The sequence below is a fragment of the Streptomyces sp. NPDC014894 genome, from assembly GCF_043080985.1.
GTDB lineage: Bacteria > Actinomycetota > Actinomycetes > Streptomycetales > Streptomycetaceae > Streptomyces.
The window spans coordinates 255,366-270,549 of record NZ_JBIBWD010000004.1; the positions used below are offsets into that span (position 1 = coordinate 255,366).

The window sequence follows — 15,184 nt, forward strand, 5'->3', positions numbered from 1 at the left end:
GGGGTGCGGGTTCGTCCTCAATCGCCGGACGGGCTGGGTGTGGGCGCCGGGTTTGTCCTTGAGCGCCGGTCAGGTGGGGGGTGGGGTGGGGGTGGTGAAGGTGCAGGTGATGACTTTGCCGGTGGAGGTGATGGTGGTCTCCCAGTGCTCGGTGAGCGCGTCGATCAGTACCAGCCCCCGCCCGGTCTCCGTCGACCCCGACCCCGCCCGCAGCGCGGGCGGCGTCATCACGGTGTCGCTCACCCGGACGACCAGCCGCTCGCCCCGGCGCTCCACGGTGAGCCCGCAGACGCCCTCCGCGTGCGCGTGGACATTCGCCAGCAGCTCTCCGACGACCAGAACCACATCATCGACGATCGCCGTGCATTCCCATTCGGCGAGTTGCTGTATGACGATGTGACGAATTCCGCCGATCTCCGAGGGCTCCACGGTCAGGCGTAGATTGAGCCTGATGTCCCGATGAGTGTCTGAGACGGGCGACATGGGTCCTCCGCTCGCTCAACTGTCCGCCGAACAATTGCAGTTGAGGCATGATGGGCACGGAATGACGACTCGGCCCGCGAAGAGCCGTGTGCCCTGGGATCGTCGCAATCGAGCCAGGCCCAGATCCACCGTCAAACGCGCCTCATATAGGTGTGGTTGGGGGGATGCGGTTCGGCCAGACTCCCGTCAGAGTTGAGTCAGATCGCATGATTCACCGCTGACCCGGCCAAAGGGCTCGGGCGCGGTCGTAGTGTCTTCGCGACGCGCCGGACACGCCCCAGAGGGGGAATGATGGTCACACTTCTCCGGGTCCTGATCGACCAGCAGGGCTGGAACGAATACAAGACCTTCGCTCACCAGTACCGGCTGGCCGCACAGGTGCTGGCCCGGGAGACGGGTGACTGCTCTCTCGCGACGCTCACCCTCTCGGAGAGCACGTTCGAGCGCTGGTACTTCGGCAAGGTGACACCGCAGAACGACGCGAGACGCGTACTCGCTCACCTATTCCGACGGCCGATCACACAACTCCTGGCCGAAGTGCCGGCCGCGGAGTCATGTGCCGTCCCGATGCCGGAGCCCGGCGCAGGCGCGCCGATCAGCGAACTCCCCGCCGATCCTGGCGCGGATTTGGAATGGATGGGAAGGCACACAGCTATGGCCGCACGACGCGCAATCCGATTCGCCATGGCGGCGGAACGGAATGAAGTCGGTCTGGAGACCCTGGGCTACCTTCAGGATGAGGTTCGTCGTATCGCCGAGGTTTATATTCGCGTTCCGCTGGGTTCGGTTCTGGACGATCTGACAAATATTCAGGATGTTACGTTCCGGCTGCTCGAAAGCGGCCAGGCCCGGCCCTCGCAGACCCGGGACCTCTATTTTCTGGCGGCGCTGGAGTCCGGAATGCTGGCCAAGGCGAGTCATGACCTCGGCGATCCCCAGTCGGCGATGATGCAGGCCCGTACCGCCGCGGTCTGTGCCGCCCAGGCGGAGCATGTGGGCATGAGCGCGTGGATTCGCGGGCTCCAGTCATTGATCTCGTACTGGGCCGACCGGCCGGAGGACGCCGTGCACTACGCCCGGAAGGGCGTGACCGCGGCCGACGGGCTCCGGGGCAGTGTGACCGTATGGCTCGCGGGGCTCGAAGCCCGCGCGGCGGCGCTGCTCGGCGACGCGGAGACGGTCGTCGCGGCGAACCGGCGGGCGGAGGAGCTGCGGGACCGCTGCGTCCCCGACGATCTGGACGCGCTGGGCGGCAACTTCCTCTTCCCCCGGATCCGGCAGGCGTACTACAGCGTGGAGGCGTCGGTGCTGCTGGGCCTCGGCTCGTTCCCCGAGGGGGACGCGAGCCTGGTGCGGCGCGCGGAGGAGGCGGCGCGGGGCTTCAGCGACCCCGGCCATCCGCACTGGGCCTTCGGCGACCAGGCCGGCGTCCAGTCGGATCTCGCGCTCGCCCGGCTCTACACCGGCGATCTGGAGGGGGCGGTGGAGGCGGTCCAGCCGGTCCTCGATCTGCCGCCGGGCCAGCGCAACGCGGGCATCATCCGCTCGGTCCAGCGCGTCCGCGCCTCGCTGCTTCAGGGCCCGTCCCGCGATGTACTCACCGCCCGGGAACTCCGCGAGGAGATCGCGGCGTTCAGCAGTCGTCCGACACTCGTCATGCCGACGTAGGGGGCGGGGGATAGGGTCCCCCGCATGCATCCGGTCACGTGTGACGACGCGCGCCTCAGCCTCCGCGAACTGACCGCCTCCGAGGGCGACACGGACGCCGTGTTCGCCATCTACGGCAGCGCGGAGGCCACCCGGCATCTGAGCTTCACCCCTCGCTCCCGCCCGGAGGTCGAGGACATCGTTTCCCGGTCCGTCGCCTCGGCGGCGCGAATTCCGCGCGAGGAGTACGCGCTCGCCGTCGTCGAGCGCGCCGGCGGAAGGCTGATCGGGTTCGCCCGTCTCGCCCTCGACCCGCACCAGCCGCGCGCCGCCACGATCGGATTCGCCCTGAACCCCGACTCGTGGGGGGCGGGGTACGGCAGGGAGACCGTCCGGCTGCTGTTCTCCCTCGCCTTCGAGCGGCTGGACCTTCACCGGGTCTGGGCGGCGCGGGCCCCGTCCAACACCGATTCGGAACGGACGCTCCTCGCGGCCGGGATGGCGGAGGAGGGCCTGATCCGCGGCCATGTGCTGGTGCGCGGCGCGTGGCGGGACTCCGTCGTCCACGGGATCCTCCGCGAGGAGTGGGAGTCGGGACGGGGCGCCGGACCCGCCGGAGCCGGAGCCGGAGCGGGAGCGGCGCGGACCGAGGGCGCGCGGCTGTTCCACGAGACCTGGATCGCCGGCGTCCGCGGCCACTTCCCCGGCGAGCCCGGACCCGGGTGCGCGACGCCGTGGGAGGAGCGCCCGCAGTGGGAGCGGGAGGCCGCCGTGGCGGTGTACGAGCAGGTACGGGAGTTCCTGCGGGCGAGCGGGGGGAGCGCGGCGCGGCTCACCCGGGAGCAGAAGGGGCGGTATGTCGCCCTGTGCTGGATAGCCCAGACGTATCGGCGTCTCGGGGAGCCGAAGCCCGGACAGGTGGCGGACTGGGCGGATCTCCCGGAGTGGCGGCGGCAGACGGACTCGGACCTCTTCGAGGCCGTCGAGAAGTCCGTACCGGAACCGATCGACCCGGGAGCCCGCTGACCGGCGGTCCGTCCGTCCGGGAGCGCGGGCCCCGGTCCGTCCGCCCGTCCGGGAGCGCGGGCCCCGGTCCGTCCGCCCGGGGCGCGGCTCCCCCGGGGCGTGGGGCAGAATCGGGGGTATGACCAGCTCGCAGTCGCCCGCAGAGCCCTCCTACGCCGATCGGGTCTTCCGCTCGCCCGCCGGGATGGCCGGTGGCGTTCTGCTGCTCGGCCTCACCCTGTGGCTGGGCGGGGACGCCGTGGTGCGGGGCGACGGGCGGACGCCGTGGTTCGCGGTGGCCGCGGTGCTGCTGGCGGTGCCGGTGATCATCGCGTTCACGCTGCGGCCCGCCGTCTTCGTCAACGACGACCGGGTGCGGATCCGGAACCCGTTCCGGTCGGTCCTGCTGCCGTGGGGCGTCGTCGAGGACGTCCGCGCCGGATATTCGAGCGAGATCTTCACCAAGGACGGCGACAAGTACCAGCTCTGGGCCGTCCCCGTGTCGCTGCGGCAGCGCAAGCGCGCCGCCCGGCAGCAGATGAAGCGGGACAAGCCGGGCCGTACCGACAGCGCGGCGCAGCAGCCGAAGATCGCGCAGGCGGATCAGACCATCCGCGAGATGCGGATGCTGGCCGAGCACCACGCGAAGAGCCCCTCCGCGCAGGGCGAGGTCAGCGTGCGCTGGGCGTACGAGCTGTTCGCGCCCGCCGTCGCCGGACTGGTCCTGCTCGTGATCCTCTTCGCCGTCGGATAGCGCCCGAGGCCGCAGCCCTCACTCACCGCCCCGGACCGCGCCTACGGCGGCCCGTGCCACACCAGCAGCATGTGCGCGCCCGCCCACGCCGACAGCAGCGTGGCCGCCGCCAGCACCACCCCCACCGCCGCCGGGCTGCGCGCGGCGGCCAGGGCGCGGGCCGCCGGCAGCAGCAGCGGGAAGCCGGGCAGCAGAAAGCGGGCGCGGGGGAAGTACACGCCCGCGCTGCCCAGCACCACCAGCAGCAGCACCCCCGTGAAGACGAGCAGCGGCAGCGGCTGACGGTCGGCCAGACAGAGCAGGAAGAGCACGGCCGAGACGATCAGCACCGCCGAGACCAGCAGCAGGAAGAGCGGCGTCCGGCCGGCGTAGAGCAGCTGCTGGCGCAGCTCCAGCAGGGTCGCCCGGCCGCCGTCCCACTCGTTCTTCCAGAGCCGCTGCACCGCGAAGTAGCCGTCCCACCGGCCCACCCGCAGCCCCACCCACGCCACATAGGCCAGCCAGCCCAGCGGGGCCGTCACCGCGCCCACGACCGCCGGAGCGCGGCGGCCGCGCGGCGTCCGGCGGCAGGAGAGGAGGGCGGCGCAGGTCACCGCGGCCGCCACCGCGATGCCCGTCGGGCGGGCCAGACCGGCCAGACAGGCGAGCGCCCCCGCCCACCCCCAGCCGCCGGCCAGCACCGCGTACAGCGCCCAGGCCGACAACGCCGTGAACAGCGACTCCGTATAGCCCATCCACTGCACGGCGGCCACCGGCAGCGTGGCCCACACCACCGTGAGCAGGGTGCCCGCCCGGCGGCCGTACAGCCGGTCGCCGACCGCGAAGACTCCCCAGGCCGCCGCGAACGAGCAGCCGACCGAGAGCAGCAGGCCCACCGAGGCGGGCGAGCCGGGGGCGATCGCGGAGAGGGCGCGCACCAGCAGCGGGTAGAGCGGGAAGAAGGCGAGGTTGTTGTCGTTGACCCGGGTGCCGAGGGCGTCCGCGTAGCCGTCGGCGGCGATCTCCAGATACCAGTTCGAGTCCCAGGACGCCGCCAGCGTCGGCCACACGCCGTGGCCCTGGGCGTGCGCCAGCCGGGCCAGGACCAGCAGCCCGCACAGCCGTACGGCGAGATACGCCGTGAGTGCGGGCCCGGCGTGCCGCAGCGCGCCCAGCAGCCGGCCGTGCGGCCCGCTCGCGCCGCCGCCGGCGGGCCGGTTGCGGCTCCGGGCACGGCGCGAGGCGGGGACGAAGGCGTGAGCGGTCGCGGCGGGGGACAACGGCTGCTGCTCCTCGGGCTCGGCGGCGGCGGTACCGGGCCACCATTGCCCGGCCGCCCGGGGGAGCGGAGCGCGCCGACTCCACGCCGCAGGAGATTCACCCGTACGAGAGGGAGCGCGCGATGCCCGCCCGCGCGCTGTTCGGGGGAGCGGGGGTACGAGGAAGGGGCGCGCGCACGGCTGCGGGCGGCGGAAGCGCGCGGGGGTACGGGGAAGGCCGCGCGCGGGGTCCGGCGGCGCGTGCGCGGGGGTACGGGAGGTGTGCGCCGGGGCGCGGGACGGGCCGCCCGTGCGGTCCGACGGCCGGGTGCGCCGACCCGCGGGGTCCGGCGGCGGGTGCGCCAGCCCGCGGGGTCCGGCGGTGGGTGTGCGGCTCGTGCGGTCCGGCGGTGGGTGTGCGGCTCGTGCGGTCCGGCGGCGGGTGTGCGGCTCGTGCGGTCCGGCGGCGGGTGCGCCGGTCCGTGCGGTCCGGCGGCGGGTGCGCCGATCCTCCCGAACGCCTTTGTCGCCGGGCGGCGTGGGGCAGGATGCCCGTATGGGACACGGGGGGCCTGGCCCGGGCACGGGGCGCGTGGGTGTGCGGTATCTGCTGTTGTTCCTGGTGAGCGCCGCCGCCGCGCTGGGGCTGGGGCGCTTCTTCGAGCTGGCGGAGGCCCAGACCGCCGCCGCGCTGCTGCCCACCCTCGCCCCGGCCTATCTGGCCTGGCTGGCCTTCCGCGCCGACCGGGCGGAGGCGGGGGCCGCCGATCTGGACACGGTCGCCGACCAGCTCGCGGCGGCGGTCAGGGCCCAGTGGGACGAGGAGGTCGCCCTCCGCCGGGGCAACGATCCCTACCCCCTGCCGGTGGCCTGGCGGGCGGCGGACGACGATCTCGCCGAGCCCTGGCCGGAGCTGGCGGAGCTGGCCCGCGCCCGGCCCGGCGGACCGGGCGGCGAGCCCGCGCACTGGCCGGAGCGGGCCGCCGGGCTCGCCGGGCAGTGGGCCGACATCGCCGAGGTGTTCACCGACCGGGTGCCCACCCGGCGGATGGTGATCCTGGGCGAGCCCGGCGCGGGCAAGAGCGCCCTGCTGATCCGCCTGCTCCAGGATCTGACCGCGCGCCGCGCCGACGGCGGCCCGGTGCCCGTGCTCTTCTCCCTGGCCTCCTGGGATCCCCGGCGGCCGCTGAAGACCTGGCTTGCCGAACAGCTCCGCCGCGCCCACCCCGGACTGCGCGGCCCCGCCCCGGGCCCGGTCCTCGCCACCGCGGGCGGGCCGGGCGATCTGGCCCAGGCCCTGATCGGCTCCGGCCGTGTCCTGCCCATCCTCGACGGCCTCGACGAACTGCCGCCCGCCTGGCACGCCCCTGCGCTCGACGCCCTCAACCGGGCGCTCTCCGTCGAACAGCCCATGGTCCTGGCCTGCCGCGCGATCCCCTACCGCGCCGCCGTCACCCGCCAGGACGCCGCGGTCCGGCTCAACGGCGCGGCCGCCGTCCAGCTCCTCCCGCTCGGCGCCGAGGCCGCCGCCGACTATCTGCGCCGGGACGCGGGCGGCCCGCACGCCCCCGCCGCGGCCCGGTGGGACGCGGTGGCCGCCCGGCTGGGGGCCGACACCCCGGTCGGGCAGGCCCTGAGCAGCCCGCTGGGGCTGTTCCTGGCCCGTACGGTCTACAACCGCCGCCCCCACGCCGCCCCGGGGCCCGAGGCCGTCCCGCACCCCGATGAGCTGTGCGACACGGACGCCTTCCCCGACCGGGCCGCCGTGGACGCCCGTCTGTTCCAGGCCTTCATACCGGCCGCCTACGCCTCCGGCGGCGCCCGGCCCCCGCGCTGGACCGCCGAACAGGCCCACCGCGCCTTCGTCTTCCTCGCCCGGTTCCTGGAGCACGAGCGCGCGGGCAGCCCGGACCTGGCCTGGTGGGAGCTGCCCCGGGCGCTGCCGCCGCTGCTCCGCAGAGCGCTGGCCGGGCTCGTGCTCGGGGCCACCCTCGCGGTCGCCTTCGGGATCACGGCCCTGGTCGTGGACGGGCTGACGCACGGGTTCACGTTGCGGCCCGGGGCCAGGATCGCGGTCGCGGTCGCGGCCTGGCTCGCCGTCGGATCGGCGGTCGGATGGTTCTTCGGGTCGGTGTTCGGGGGCGGGGCGGGCCCTCCCGCCCCGCGTACGAGACTTCGCTGGGCGGCGGTCGGCCCGGTCGGGGCACCGGCGGCCGGAGTCGCGGTCGCGCTCGCCGACCCCGGCACGATCGACGCCGTCAGCGTGTTCTGGGTCGTGATCACGGCCGCGCTGGCCGTCGGCGTGGTCCACGGGTTCGCGTTCGGCGGCGGGGCCGGCTTCCCCGCTCCGCGTACGAGGGTGCGCTGGTCGGTCCGCGGCCTGGTGAGCGGTCCGGCGGTCGGACTGGTCGTCGGACTCGGGGGGACGATCGCCTTCCGCCCGGAGATCGGACTCCCGGCCGGGATCGCGTCCGGGCTGGGAGTCTGGATCGCGTTCGCCTTCCGCACCGAGGCGCCCGCCCTCACCTCCACCACCGGACCGGGCAGACAGTTCGCCCAGGACCGCCGGGCCTTCGTCGCGGTCGGACTCGCCGCCGCGTTCGGAATCGGACTCACGGCGGCGGCGACGGCGGGCGAATGGGCGACGGACTCCCTGGTCCCGAACGCGCTCTGGCTCGGGCTCGCGGCCGGGATCGTCAGCGGACTCTGGCAGACGGCGTGGGCCCATGTCGTCCTGGCCCGGAGCCTTCTCGTGCTGCGCCGCGAGGTCCCGAGGGATCTGCTCGCCTTCCTGCGCGACGCGCACGAGCACCGCGGAGTGCTGCGGCAGGTCGGAGCCGTCTACCAGTTCCGCCACATCGATCTGCAGCGCCGTCTCGGCCGGCACGAGGGGTGAGGGACCACGCGCCCGAGCGCGCCCCGGGGCGGCCGGACAGCCGGACGCCCCGGCCCCGGGCGCTGCGCGCGCTCGGGACCGGGGCGTACTCGGGTACGTCTCAGATGCCCGCGGCCGCCGCCAGGTCCGACTTGATCACGGCCAGCGTCCGGGCCGCGTGCTCCCGGGCCGCCGGCAGCCCGCTCGCGGACGCGACCGGGACCACGACCTCCAGATAGCACTTGAGCTTGGGCTCGGTCCCGCTCGGACGGACGATCACCCGGGCGCGGTACTCGCCGTCCAGGTAGTAGCGCAGCCCGTCCGTCGGCGGCAGCGCCTCGCTGCCCCGGCTCAGGTCCTCCGCGCCGGTCACCGCAAGCCCGGCGAGGGACTCCGGCGGCCGGGTGCGCAGGGCCTTCATGGCGTCCGCGATGACGCCCAGGTCCTCGACCCGCACCGAGAGCTGGTCCGTGGCGTGCAGACCGTGCTCCACCGCGAGGTCGTCGAGGAGGTCCGTGAGCGTGCGGCCCTCCTCCTTGAGGACGGACGCCAGCTCCGCGACGAGCAGCGCGGCGGTGATGCCGTCCTTGTCGCGCACGCCCTCGGGGTCGACGCAGTAGCCGAGCGCCTCCTCGTAGCCGTACCGCAGATCCTCGACGCGGGCGATCCACTTGAAGCCCGTCAGCGTCTCCTCGTACCCCAGGCCCGCCGCCTCGGCGATCCGGCCCAGCAGGGAGGAGGAGACGATCGACTCGGCGAAGGTGCCCCGCGCGCCCGCGCGGACCAGATGGGCGGCGAGGAGCGCGCCGACCTCGTCGCCGCGGAGCATCCGCCAGTCGCCGCCGTCGGGGACGGCGACCGCGCAGCGGTCCGCGTCCGGGTCGTTGGCGATCACGATGTCGGGGCGGGCCCGGCGGGCGGTCGCGAACGCGAGGTCCATCGCGCCCGGCTCCTCAGGATTGGGGAACGCGACCGTCGGGAACTCCGGATCGGGCTCCGCCTGCTCCGCCACCAGGGTGGGGGCGGGGAAGCCGGCCCGGGCGAAGGCCGCCGTCAGCACGTCCTTGCCGACGCCGTGCATGGCCGTGTAGACCACCTCGGCCGTGCGCGGGGAGCCCGCGGTGAGCACCGCGTCCGTACGGGCCAGATAGGCGTCCAGGACGCTGTCGTCCAGGGTCTCCCAGCCGGAGTCGGCGCGGGGCACGTCGTGCAGCGAGACGATCGCGTCGATCTCGGCGGCGATCTCCGCGTCGGTGGGCGGCACGATCTGGGAGCCGTCGCCGAGATAGACCTTGTAGCCGTTGTCGCGCGGCGGATTGTGGCTGGCGGTGACCTCGACCCCGGCCACGGCCCCCAGCAGCCTTATGGCGAAGGCGAGCACGGGGGTGGGGAGCGGGCGCGGCAGCACGGCGGCGCGCAGGCCGGCGCCGACCATCACCGCGGCGGTGTCCCGGGCGAAGTCGGCCGACATGTGACGGGCGTCGTAGCCGATGACGACGAGGCCGTCGCCCTCGCCCTTCGCCTTCAGATGGGCGGCGAGACCGGCGGCGGCGCGGATCACCACGGAACGGTTCATCCGCATGGGGCCCGCGCCCAGCTCGCCGCGGAGTCCCGCGGTGCCGAACTGGAGCGTCCCGGCGAACCGGGCGGCCAGCTCGTCCAGGTCGCCCGCCTCGATCAGCCCGCCGAGTTCGTCCCGGGTGTGCGGGTCCGGGTCCTCGGCCAGCCATGTCCGGGCCCGCGCGATGAGGTCCTGCTGCACGGTCGCTCCGCCTCTCGTGTCCATGTGTCCCAAGGTGCCCTTCGTCCGTCCGGGCACGTGTCGCCGGATGCCCGGGGCGGGCCCGGGCACGGTGAAGCCTTTCCCCGGGGCTCGCCGCGAGGGCCCTCCCGGGGGCTGCCCGCGCGGGGCGGGCGGGTCTCGCCGGGCGGGCGGTCGGCCCGCCCGGCGGGGTCGCTCAGAGCCGCGACAGGACCCTGGTCAGCAGCTCGCCCATCCGCGCGGCCGAGTCCCGGCCGGCCTGGAGGACTTCCTCGTGGTTCAGCGGCTCACCCGACAGGCCCGCGGCCAGATTGGTGACCAGGGAGATGCCGAGCACCTCCGCGCCCGCCTCACGGGCCGCGATGGCCTCCAGGACGGTGGACATGCCGACCAGGTCGCCGCCGAGCACCCGGACCATGTTGATCTCGGCGGGCGTCTCGTAGTGCGGGCCGGGGAACTGGACGTACACGCCCTCTTCGAGGGAGGAGTCGATCTCCTTGCACAGCGCGCGCAGCCGCGGCGAGTACAGGTCGGTGAGGTCGACGAAGTTCGCGCCGACGATCGGCGAGGTGGCGGTGAGGTTGATGTGGTCGCTGATGAGCACCGGCTGGCCCGGGCGCATGCCGTCGCGCAGACCGCCGCAGCCGTTGGTCAGCACGACCGTCTTGCAGCCCGCGGCGACGGCGGTGCGCACACCGTGGGCGACGGCGGCGACGCCGCGGCCCTCGTAGTAGTGCGTACGGCCCAGGAAGACCAGGGTCCGCTTGTCGCCGATGCGGTACGAGCGGACCGTGCCGCCGTGGCCCTGGACGGCGGGGGCCGGGAAGCCGGGCAGTTCGGTGACCGGGAACTCAGCCTCGGGCGCGCCGAGCGCGTCCACGGCGGGGGCCCAGCCCGAGCCCATCACCAGGGCTACGTCGTGCGTCTCGGCGCCGGTCAGCTCGCGCAGTCGCGCGGCGGCGGCACCGGCCGTCTGGTGGGGGTCGGCGGTTGCGCCGTCGAGGTCCGGATTCACATGTGCGTTCACGCGAATGAGGGTAACCGGTGATTCCCTACGCGCGTAGATGCAGCGGCGTACGGTCCTCGGATCGTTGTCTTGTCGTTTCCGACGAAGGTTGTGGGGTGGGGTGGGGCTGGGTGGGTGAACGGGGGGTGCCCGGGGGCACGGGGGGCGCGCCTCGGTGGTGCGGCCACGGGGACGCGCCTCAATCGCCGGCGGGGCTTGGTTTTGCTGGGGTGGTCGGGTGTGGTGCGGCCACGGGCGCGCCTCAATCGCCGGCGGGGCTTGGTTTTGCTGCGGGGCTTGAGTGGGCCGGGGTGTGCCTCGGGCCGGGGCGGGCCGGGGTGCCTCGGGCCGGGGCGGGGATGGGCGGGAGTCAGCAGGGGCGTTTGCGGAGTTCCATGACGTAGTCGTGGGGGGCGCCGGCGGATTCGGCCGCGTCGGCGATCTCGCCGAGGTAGCGGGCGGAGGGGAGCCCGCCCTCGTAGCCGTTCAGGACGTACATCCAGGCGGGCTCCTCGCCGTCGAGGGTGTGCACCCTCACCCGCATGCGGCGGTAGATGTCGAGCCCGACGCCCTCCCAGCGGTCCATCGAGTCCTCGTCCATCGGGGCGATGTCGTAGAGCGCGACGAAGACCTGGGAGCGCGGCGCCTCCACGACCGTGGCCAGCGCGCCCTCCCAGCCCATCTGCTCGCCGCCGAAGGTCAGCCGCCAGCCGTTGAGCCAGCCCGTGCCGCGCAGCGGGGAGTGCGGTGCGCGGCGGGTCATCAGCCGCGCGTCGAGGTTGCCGGCGTACGCGGCGTAGAGCGACATGGGATTGAGGGTACGGGAGGGGCCCGGGTGGTCGCCCTGCGCGACGTGGTCGCCCGTGGGAGGCCCCGAACACCGAATGGAGCCCCCGGGGGCGAGCAAGTTGAAGCGTGCGGGACAATGGGGTACGTACTCCAGCCCCCCAGTGGGAGAACCCGGCGGGGGACACACACCCGCCCGGCCCACCCGGCAGCAATGAGAGCGCGAGGCGTAACCCCTGTGACCCGGATCGTGATCATCGGCGGCGGACCCGGCGGATACGAGGCGGCCCTGGTGGGCGCCCAACTCGGCGCGGAGGTGACCGTCGTCGACTGCGACGGCCTCGGCGGCGCGTCCGTGCTGACCGACTGCGTGCCCTCCAAGACCCTCATCGCCACGGCCGAGGTGATGACCACCTTCGACTCGTCCTACGAAGAGCTCGGCATCATCGTCGCCGACGACACCCCGCCGATGGAGCAGAGCGCCCGGGTCGTGGGCGTGGACCTCGGCAAGGTCAACCGGAGGGTGAAGCGGCTCGCGCTCGCCCAGTCGCACGACATCACCGCCTCCGTCACCCGGGCCGGCGCCCGCGTGGTGCGCGGCCGGGGCCGGCTGGACGGCCGCCAGGCCACGGACGGCTCCCGCAAGGTGGTCGTGCGCGCCGCGGACGGCGCCGAGGAGACCCTCGTCGCCGACGCCGTGCTGATCGCCACCGGCGGCCACCCGCGCGAGATCCCGGACGCGCTGCCCGACGGGGAGCGGATCCTGAACTGGACCCAGGTCTACGACCTGGACGAACTGCCCGAGGAACTGATCGTCGTCGGCTCCGGAGTCACCGGCGCCGAGTTCGCTGGGGCCTATCAGGCCCTGGGCTCCCGGGTCACCCTCGTCTCCTCCCGCGACCGGGTGCTCCCCGGCGAGGACCCGGACGCGGCCGCCGTCCTGGAGGACGTCTTCCGCCGCCGCGGGATGAACGTCATGGCCCGCTCCCGCGCCGAGTCCGCCAAGCGGGTCGGCGACCGGGTGGAGGTCACCCTCTCCGACGGCCGGGTCATCTCCGGCTCGCACTGTCTGATGGCGGTCGGCGCGATCCCCAACACCGCGGGCATGGGTCTGGAGGAGGCCGGCGTACGGCTCAAGGACTCCGGGCACATCCTGACCGACCGGGTCTCCCGCACCAGCGCCCCGGGCGTGTACGCGGCCGGCGACGTCACCGGGGTCTTCGCGCTCGCGTCGGTGGCGGCCATGCAGGGCCGGATCGCGATGTACCACTTCCTGGGCGACGCGGTCACCCCGCTGAATCTGAAGACCGTCTCCTCCAACGTCTTCACCGACCCGGAGATCGCGACCGTCGGCTACACCCAGGCGGACGTGGACGCGGGCACGATCGACGCCCGGGTCGTCAAGCTGCCGCTGCTGCGCAACCCCCGCGCGAAGATGCAGGGCATTCGGGACGGTTTTGTGAAGATCTTCTGTCGGCCCGGCACCGGGATCGTGGTCGGCGGCTGTGTGGTCGCCCCCCGCGCGAGTGAGCTGATCCACCCGATCTCGATCGCGGTCGACAACAATCTGACCGTCGAGCAGATCGCCAACGCCTTCACCGTCTACCCCTCCCTGTCGGGGTCGATCGCCGAGGTGGCGCGGCAGTTGCACACCCGCAAGGCGACCGGCGAGGGCTGAGCGCGAAGGGTCCGCGAGCGCCCGGCGCGAGGTGGCCGATGCCCCTCGGAGGCCGGGCGTCCGGCCCGGTCCGTGATCGTTCCGGTACCGGGTCCGGCGCTCTCTCATACCACTTGACGCACCAGGGTGAGCGCATTACTTGTTATTCGGCGCATACTGCTGAAAACTATCGGCCGCTCAGGTTACTGTCAGTTTCGTGTTCGCTGCAGAACGTCGCCAACTGATCCTTGAAATGGTGCGCGCCAACGGGGCCGTGTCGCTCCGTGAGCTCGCCCGCGTCGTCCAGACCTCCGAAGTGACCGTACGGCGGGATGTGCGGGCGCTGGAGGCCGAAGGACTCCTCGACCGCCGGCACGGCGGTGCGGTACTCCCGGGCGGATTCACCCGGGAGTCCGGCTTTCCGCAGAAGTCCCTGTCCGCCACCGCGGAGAAGACGGCCATCGCCGATCTCGCCGCGAGCCTCGTCGAAGAGGGCGAGGCCATCGTCGTCGGCGCGGGCACCACCACCCAGGAGCTGGCCCGCAGGCTGGCCAGGGTGCCCGGACTGACCGTCGTCACCAACTCCCTGCTCGTCGCCCAGGCGCTCGCCCACGCCAACCGGGTCGAAGTCGTCATGACCGGGGGCACGCTGCGCGGCTCCAACTACGCGCTGGTGGGCAGCGGGGCGGAGCAGTCCCTCCAGGGGCTGCGGGTCTCCCGCGCCTTCCTGTCCGGCAGCGGGCTGACCGCCGAACGCGGTCTGTCCACCTCCAACATGCTCTCGGCGAGCGTCGACCGGGCGCTGGTGCAGGCGGCGGCGGAGGTCGTGGTCCTCGCGGACCACACCAAGCTCGGCGCCGACACGATGTTCCAGACCGTCCCCACCGACGTCATCACCCGACTGGTCACGGACGAGCCGCCCGCGCACGACGACCGGGCGGCCACCGAGCTACAGGCGCTGGCCGACCAGGGGGTGCAGATCGCGGTGGCGGGTACGGGAGCCTCCTCGGCCGCCTCCGCCCCGCCGCCGTCCGCCCCGCCGGGCGACACCGACACCGCCCCGGGCCGCCCGCCCCGCCGCGACGTACCCCTGCCGGGGCAGCGCCGCACCCGGGGCGGGGCCGGTCCCGGTCCGGCCCGGCTCAATCCGGCGGGCGGGCTGGAGCCGGGCGCGGGGACCGGTGCGGGAGCGGTGGAGCGCAGCGCCCGGATGGCCGACATGCGCCGCCGCTGAGCGGCTCCGTACGGCCCGGGGCCGCCCCCGGGCGGGTGCGGGGCCGCCCACGGCTTCCGGACGCCCTGTGCGGCGGCCCGGCGGGCCGGGCGGAGCCCGTCAGGGCGCCGCCGGCTGCGGGCGGTCCGGCTGAAGGCCCCTGAGGGTCAGGGTCAGCAGCCGGTCGGGGAGGCCCGGATCGTCCGGGGTCTGCTCGGCGGCCAGCGCGATCGCGTTGGTCAGCTGCATCAGATCGCCGACCGAGACGTCCCCGCGCACCGCGCCGCTCTCCCGCGCCCTGCCCAGCAGCCGGTCCCCTGCCTCGTACAGCGGCACACAGCACTGCGAGAGCGCCGAACTCTCGTCCTGCGAGGCCGACATCAGCGCCCCCGACAGGCCCCGGTACTCACTGGCGTGGGTGATGAGCGCCCGCAGCCACTCGATGAGCGCCCGGCACGGCCGTTCCGAGCGGGCCAGTTCGTCCGAGCGGTCCAGCAGCGCGTCCACGGCGTCCTGGAAGACCGCGTTCATCACCGCCTGGCGGTTGGGGAAGTGCCGGTAGAGCGTGCCGATGCCGACGCCCGAGCGCCGGGCGATCTCCTCCAGCGAGGCATCGGTGCCCCGGGCCGCGAAGACGGCCCGGGCCTCGGTCAGCAGCCGTTCGTAGTTGCGGCGGGCATCGGCCCGCATGGGGCGGGCCGAGCCCGTCACCGTACTGATCGCCATCGCGCGGGTCCTCCCTGGAGCCGTCCGGTCTC

At 74.0% G+C, this 15,184-nt stretch carries 12 protein-coding genes and 1 pseudogene; 7 read left to right on the plus strand and 6 right to left on the minus strand.

Going from position 1 to position 15,184, the window contains the following annotated elements:
* Positions 1–69: 69 nt before the first annotated feature.
* Positions 70–483 (minus strand): ATP-binding protein, encoded by a 414-nt coding sequence (locus ACF089_RS12105; protein WP_392025226.1) that lies wholly within the window; start codon positions 481–483, stop codon positions 70–72.
* A gap of 291 nt (positions 484–774) precedes the next feature.
* Between ACF089_RS12105 and ACF089_RS12110 the strand changes: the two genes are divergently transcribed.
* From ACF089_RS12110 to ACF089_RS12125, 4 genes and pseudogenes are all read left to right on the plus strand, one after another.
* Positions 775–2,151: a hypothetical protein gene (locus tag ACF089_RS12110; protein ID WP_392025228.1), complete on the plus strand. Its 1,377-nt coding sequence runs from the start codon at positions 775–777 to the stop codon at positions 2,149–2,151.
* 24 nt (positions 2,152–2,175) lie between these two features.
* Positions 2,176–2,619: pseudogene (locus tag ACF089_RS12115) on the plus strand (GNAT family N-acetyltransferase); the annotation flags it as partial.
* 171 nt (positions 2,620–2,790) lie between these two features.
* Positions 2,791–3,156, plus strand: coding sequence for a hypothetical protein (locus ACF089_RS12120; protein ID WP_392025719.1), 366 nt, complete (start codon positions 2,791–2,793; stop codon positions 3,154–3,156).
* Between the two features lie 118 nt (positions 3,157–3,274).
* Positions 3,275–3,889, plus strand: a complete 615-nt coding sequence (locus ACF089_RS12125; RefSeq protein ID WP_392025230.1) for a PH domain-containing protein — start codon at positions 3,275–3,277, stop codon at positions 3,887–3,889.
* A gap of 41 nt (positions 3,890–3,930) precedes the next feature.
* Here ACF089_RS12125 and ACF089_RS12130 read toward each other — a convergent pair whose 3' ends face one another.
* Positions 3,931–5,148 carry a hypothetical protein gene (locus ACF089_RS12130; protein WP_392025231.1) on the minus strand — a complete coding sequence of 406 codons (1,218 nt, stop codon included), beginning with the start codon at positions 5,146–5,148 and terminating at the stop codon, positions 3,931–3,933.
* A 535-nt stretch (positions 5,149–5,683) separates the two neighbouring features.
* Here ACF089_RS12130 and ACF089_RS12135 point away from each other — a divergent pair.
* The gene (locus tag ACF089_RS12135) at positions 5,684–8,023 is read left to right on the plus strand and encodes an NACHT domain-containing protein (protein ID WP_392025233.1); all 2,340 of its coding nucleotides are present in this window, start codon (positions 5,684–5,686) and stop codon (positions 8,021–8,023) included.
* A 100-nt stretch (positions 8,024–8,123) separates the two neighbouring features.
* On the opposite strand, the gene ACF089_RS12140 is transcribed toward ACF089_RS12135, so the two are convergent.
* The 3 genes from ACF089_RS12140 to ACF089_RS12150 all read right to left on the minus strand — a co-directional run bounded on the left by ACF089_RS12140 (position 8,124) and on the right by ACF089_RS12150 (position 11,578).
* Entirely contained in the window at positions 8,124–9,788 is a 1,665-nt protein-coding gene (locus ACF089_RS12140) for a phospho-sugar mutase (RefSeq protein WP_392025234.1), read from the minus strand.
* 172 nt (positions 9,789–9,960) lie between these two features.
* Complete coding sequence (locus ACF089_RS12145; RefSeq protein ID WP_392025236.1) at positions 9,961–10,791, minus strand: purine-nucleoside phosphorylase; 831 nt, start codon at positions 10,789–10,791, stop codon at positions 9,961–9,963.
* A gap of 349 nt (positions 10,792–11,140) precedes the next feature.
* Entirely contained in the window at positions 11,141–11,578 is a 438-nt protein-coding gene (locus tag ACF089_RS12150; RefSeq protein ID WP_351082125.1) for a gamma-glutamylcyclotransferase, read from the minus strand.
* Between the two features lie 216 nt (positions 11,579–11,794).
* Between ACF089_RS12150 and ACF089_RS12155 the strand changes: the two genes are divergently transcribed.
* Positions 11,795–13,234, plus strand: coding sequence for an NAD(P)H-quinone dehydrogenase (locus ACF089_RS12155; protein ID WP_392025238.1), 1,440 nt, complete (start codon positions 11,795–11,797; stop codon positions 13,232–13,234).
* A gap of 232 nt (positions 13,235–13,466) precedes the next feature.
* Positions 13,467–14,447: a DeoR/GlpR family DNA-binding transcription regulator gene (locus tag ACF089_RS12160; RefSeq protein WP_392025720.1), complete on the plus strand. Its 981-nt coding sequence runs from the start codon at positions 13,467–13,469 to the stop codon at positions 14,445–14,447.
* A gap of 99 nt (positions 14,448–14,546) precedes the next feature.
* On the opposite strand, the gene ACF089_RS12165 is transcribed toward ACF089_RS12160, so the two are convergent.
* Entirely contained in the window at positions 14,547–15,152 is a 606-nt protein-coding gene (locus ACF089_RS12165; RefSeq protein WP_392025239.1) for a TetR/AcrR family transcriptional regulator, read from the minus strand.
* Between the last annotated feature and the right edge of the window lie 32 nt (positions 15,153–15,184).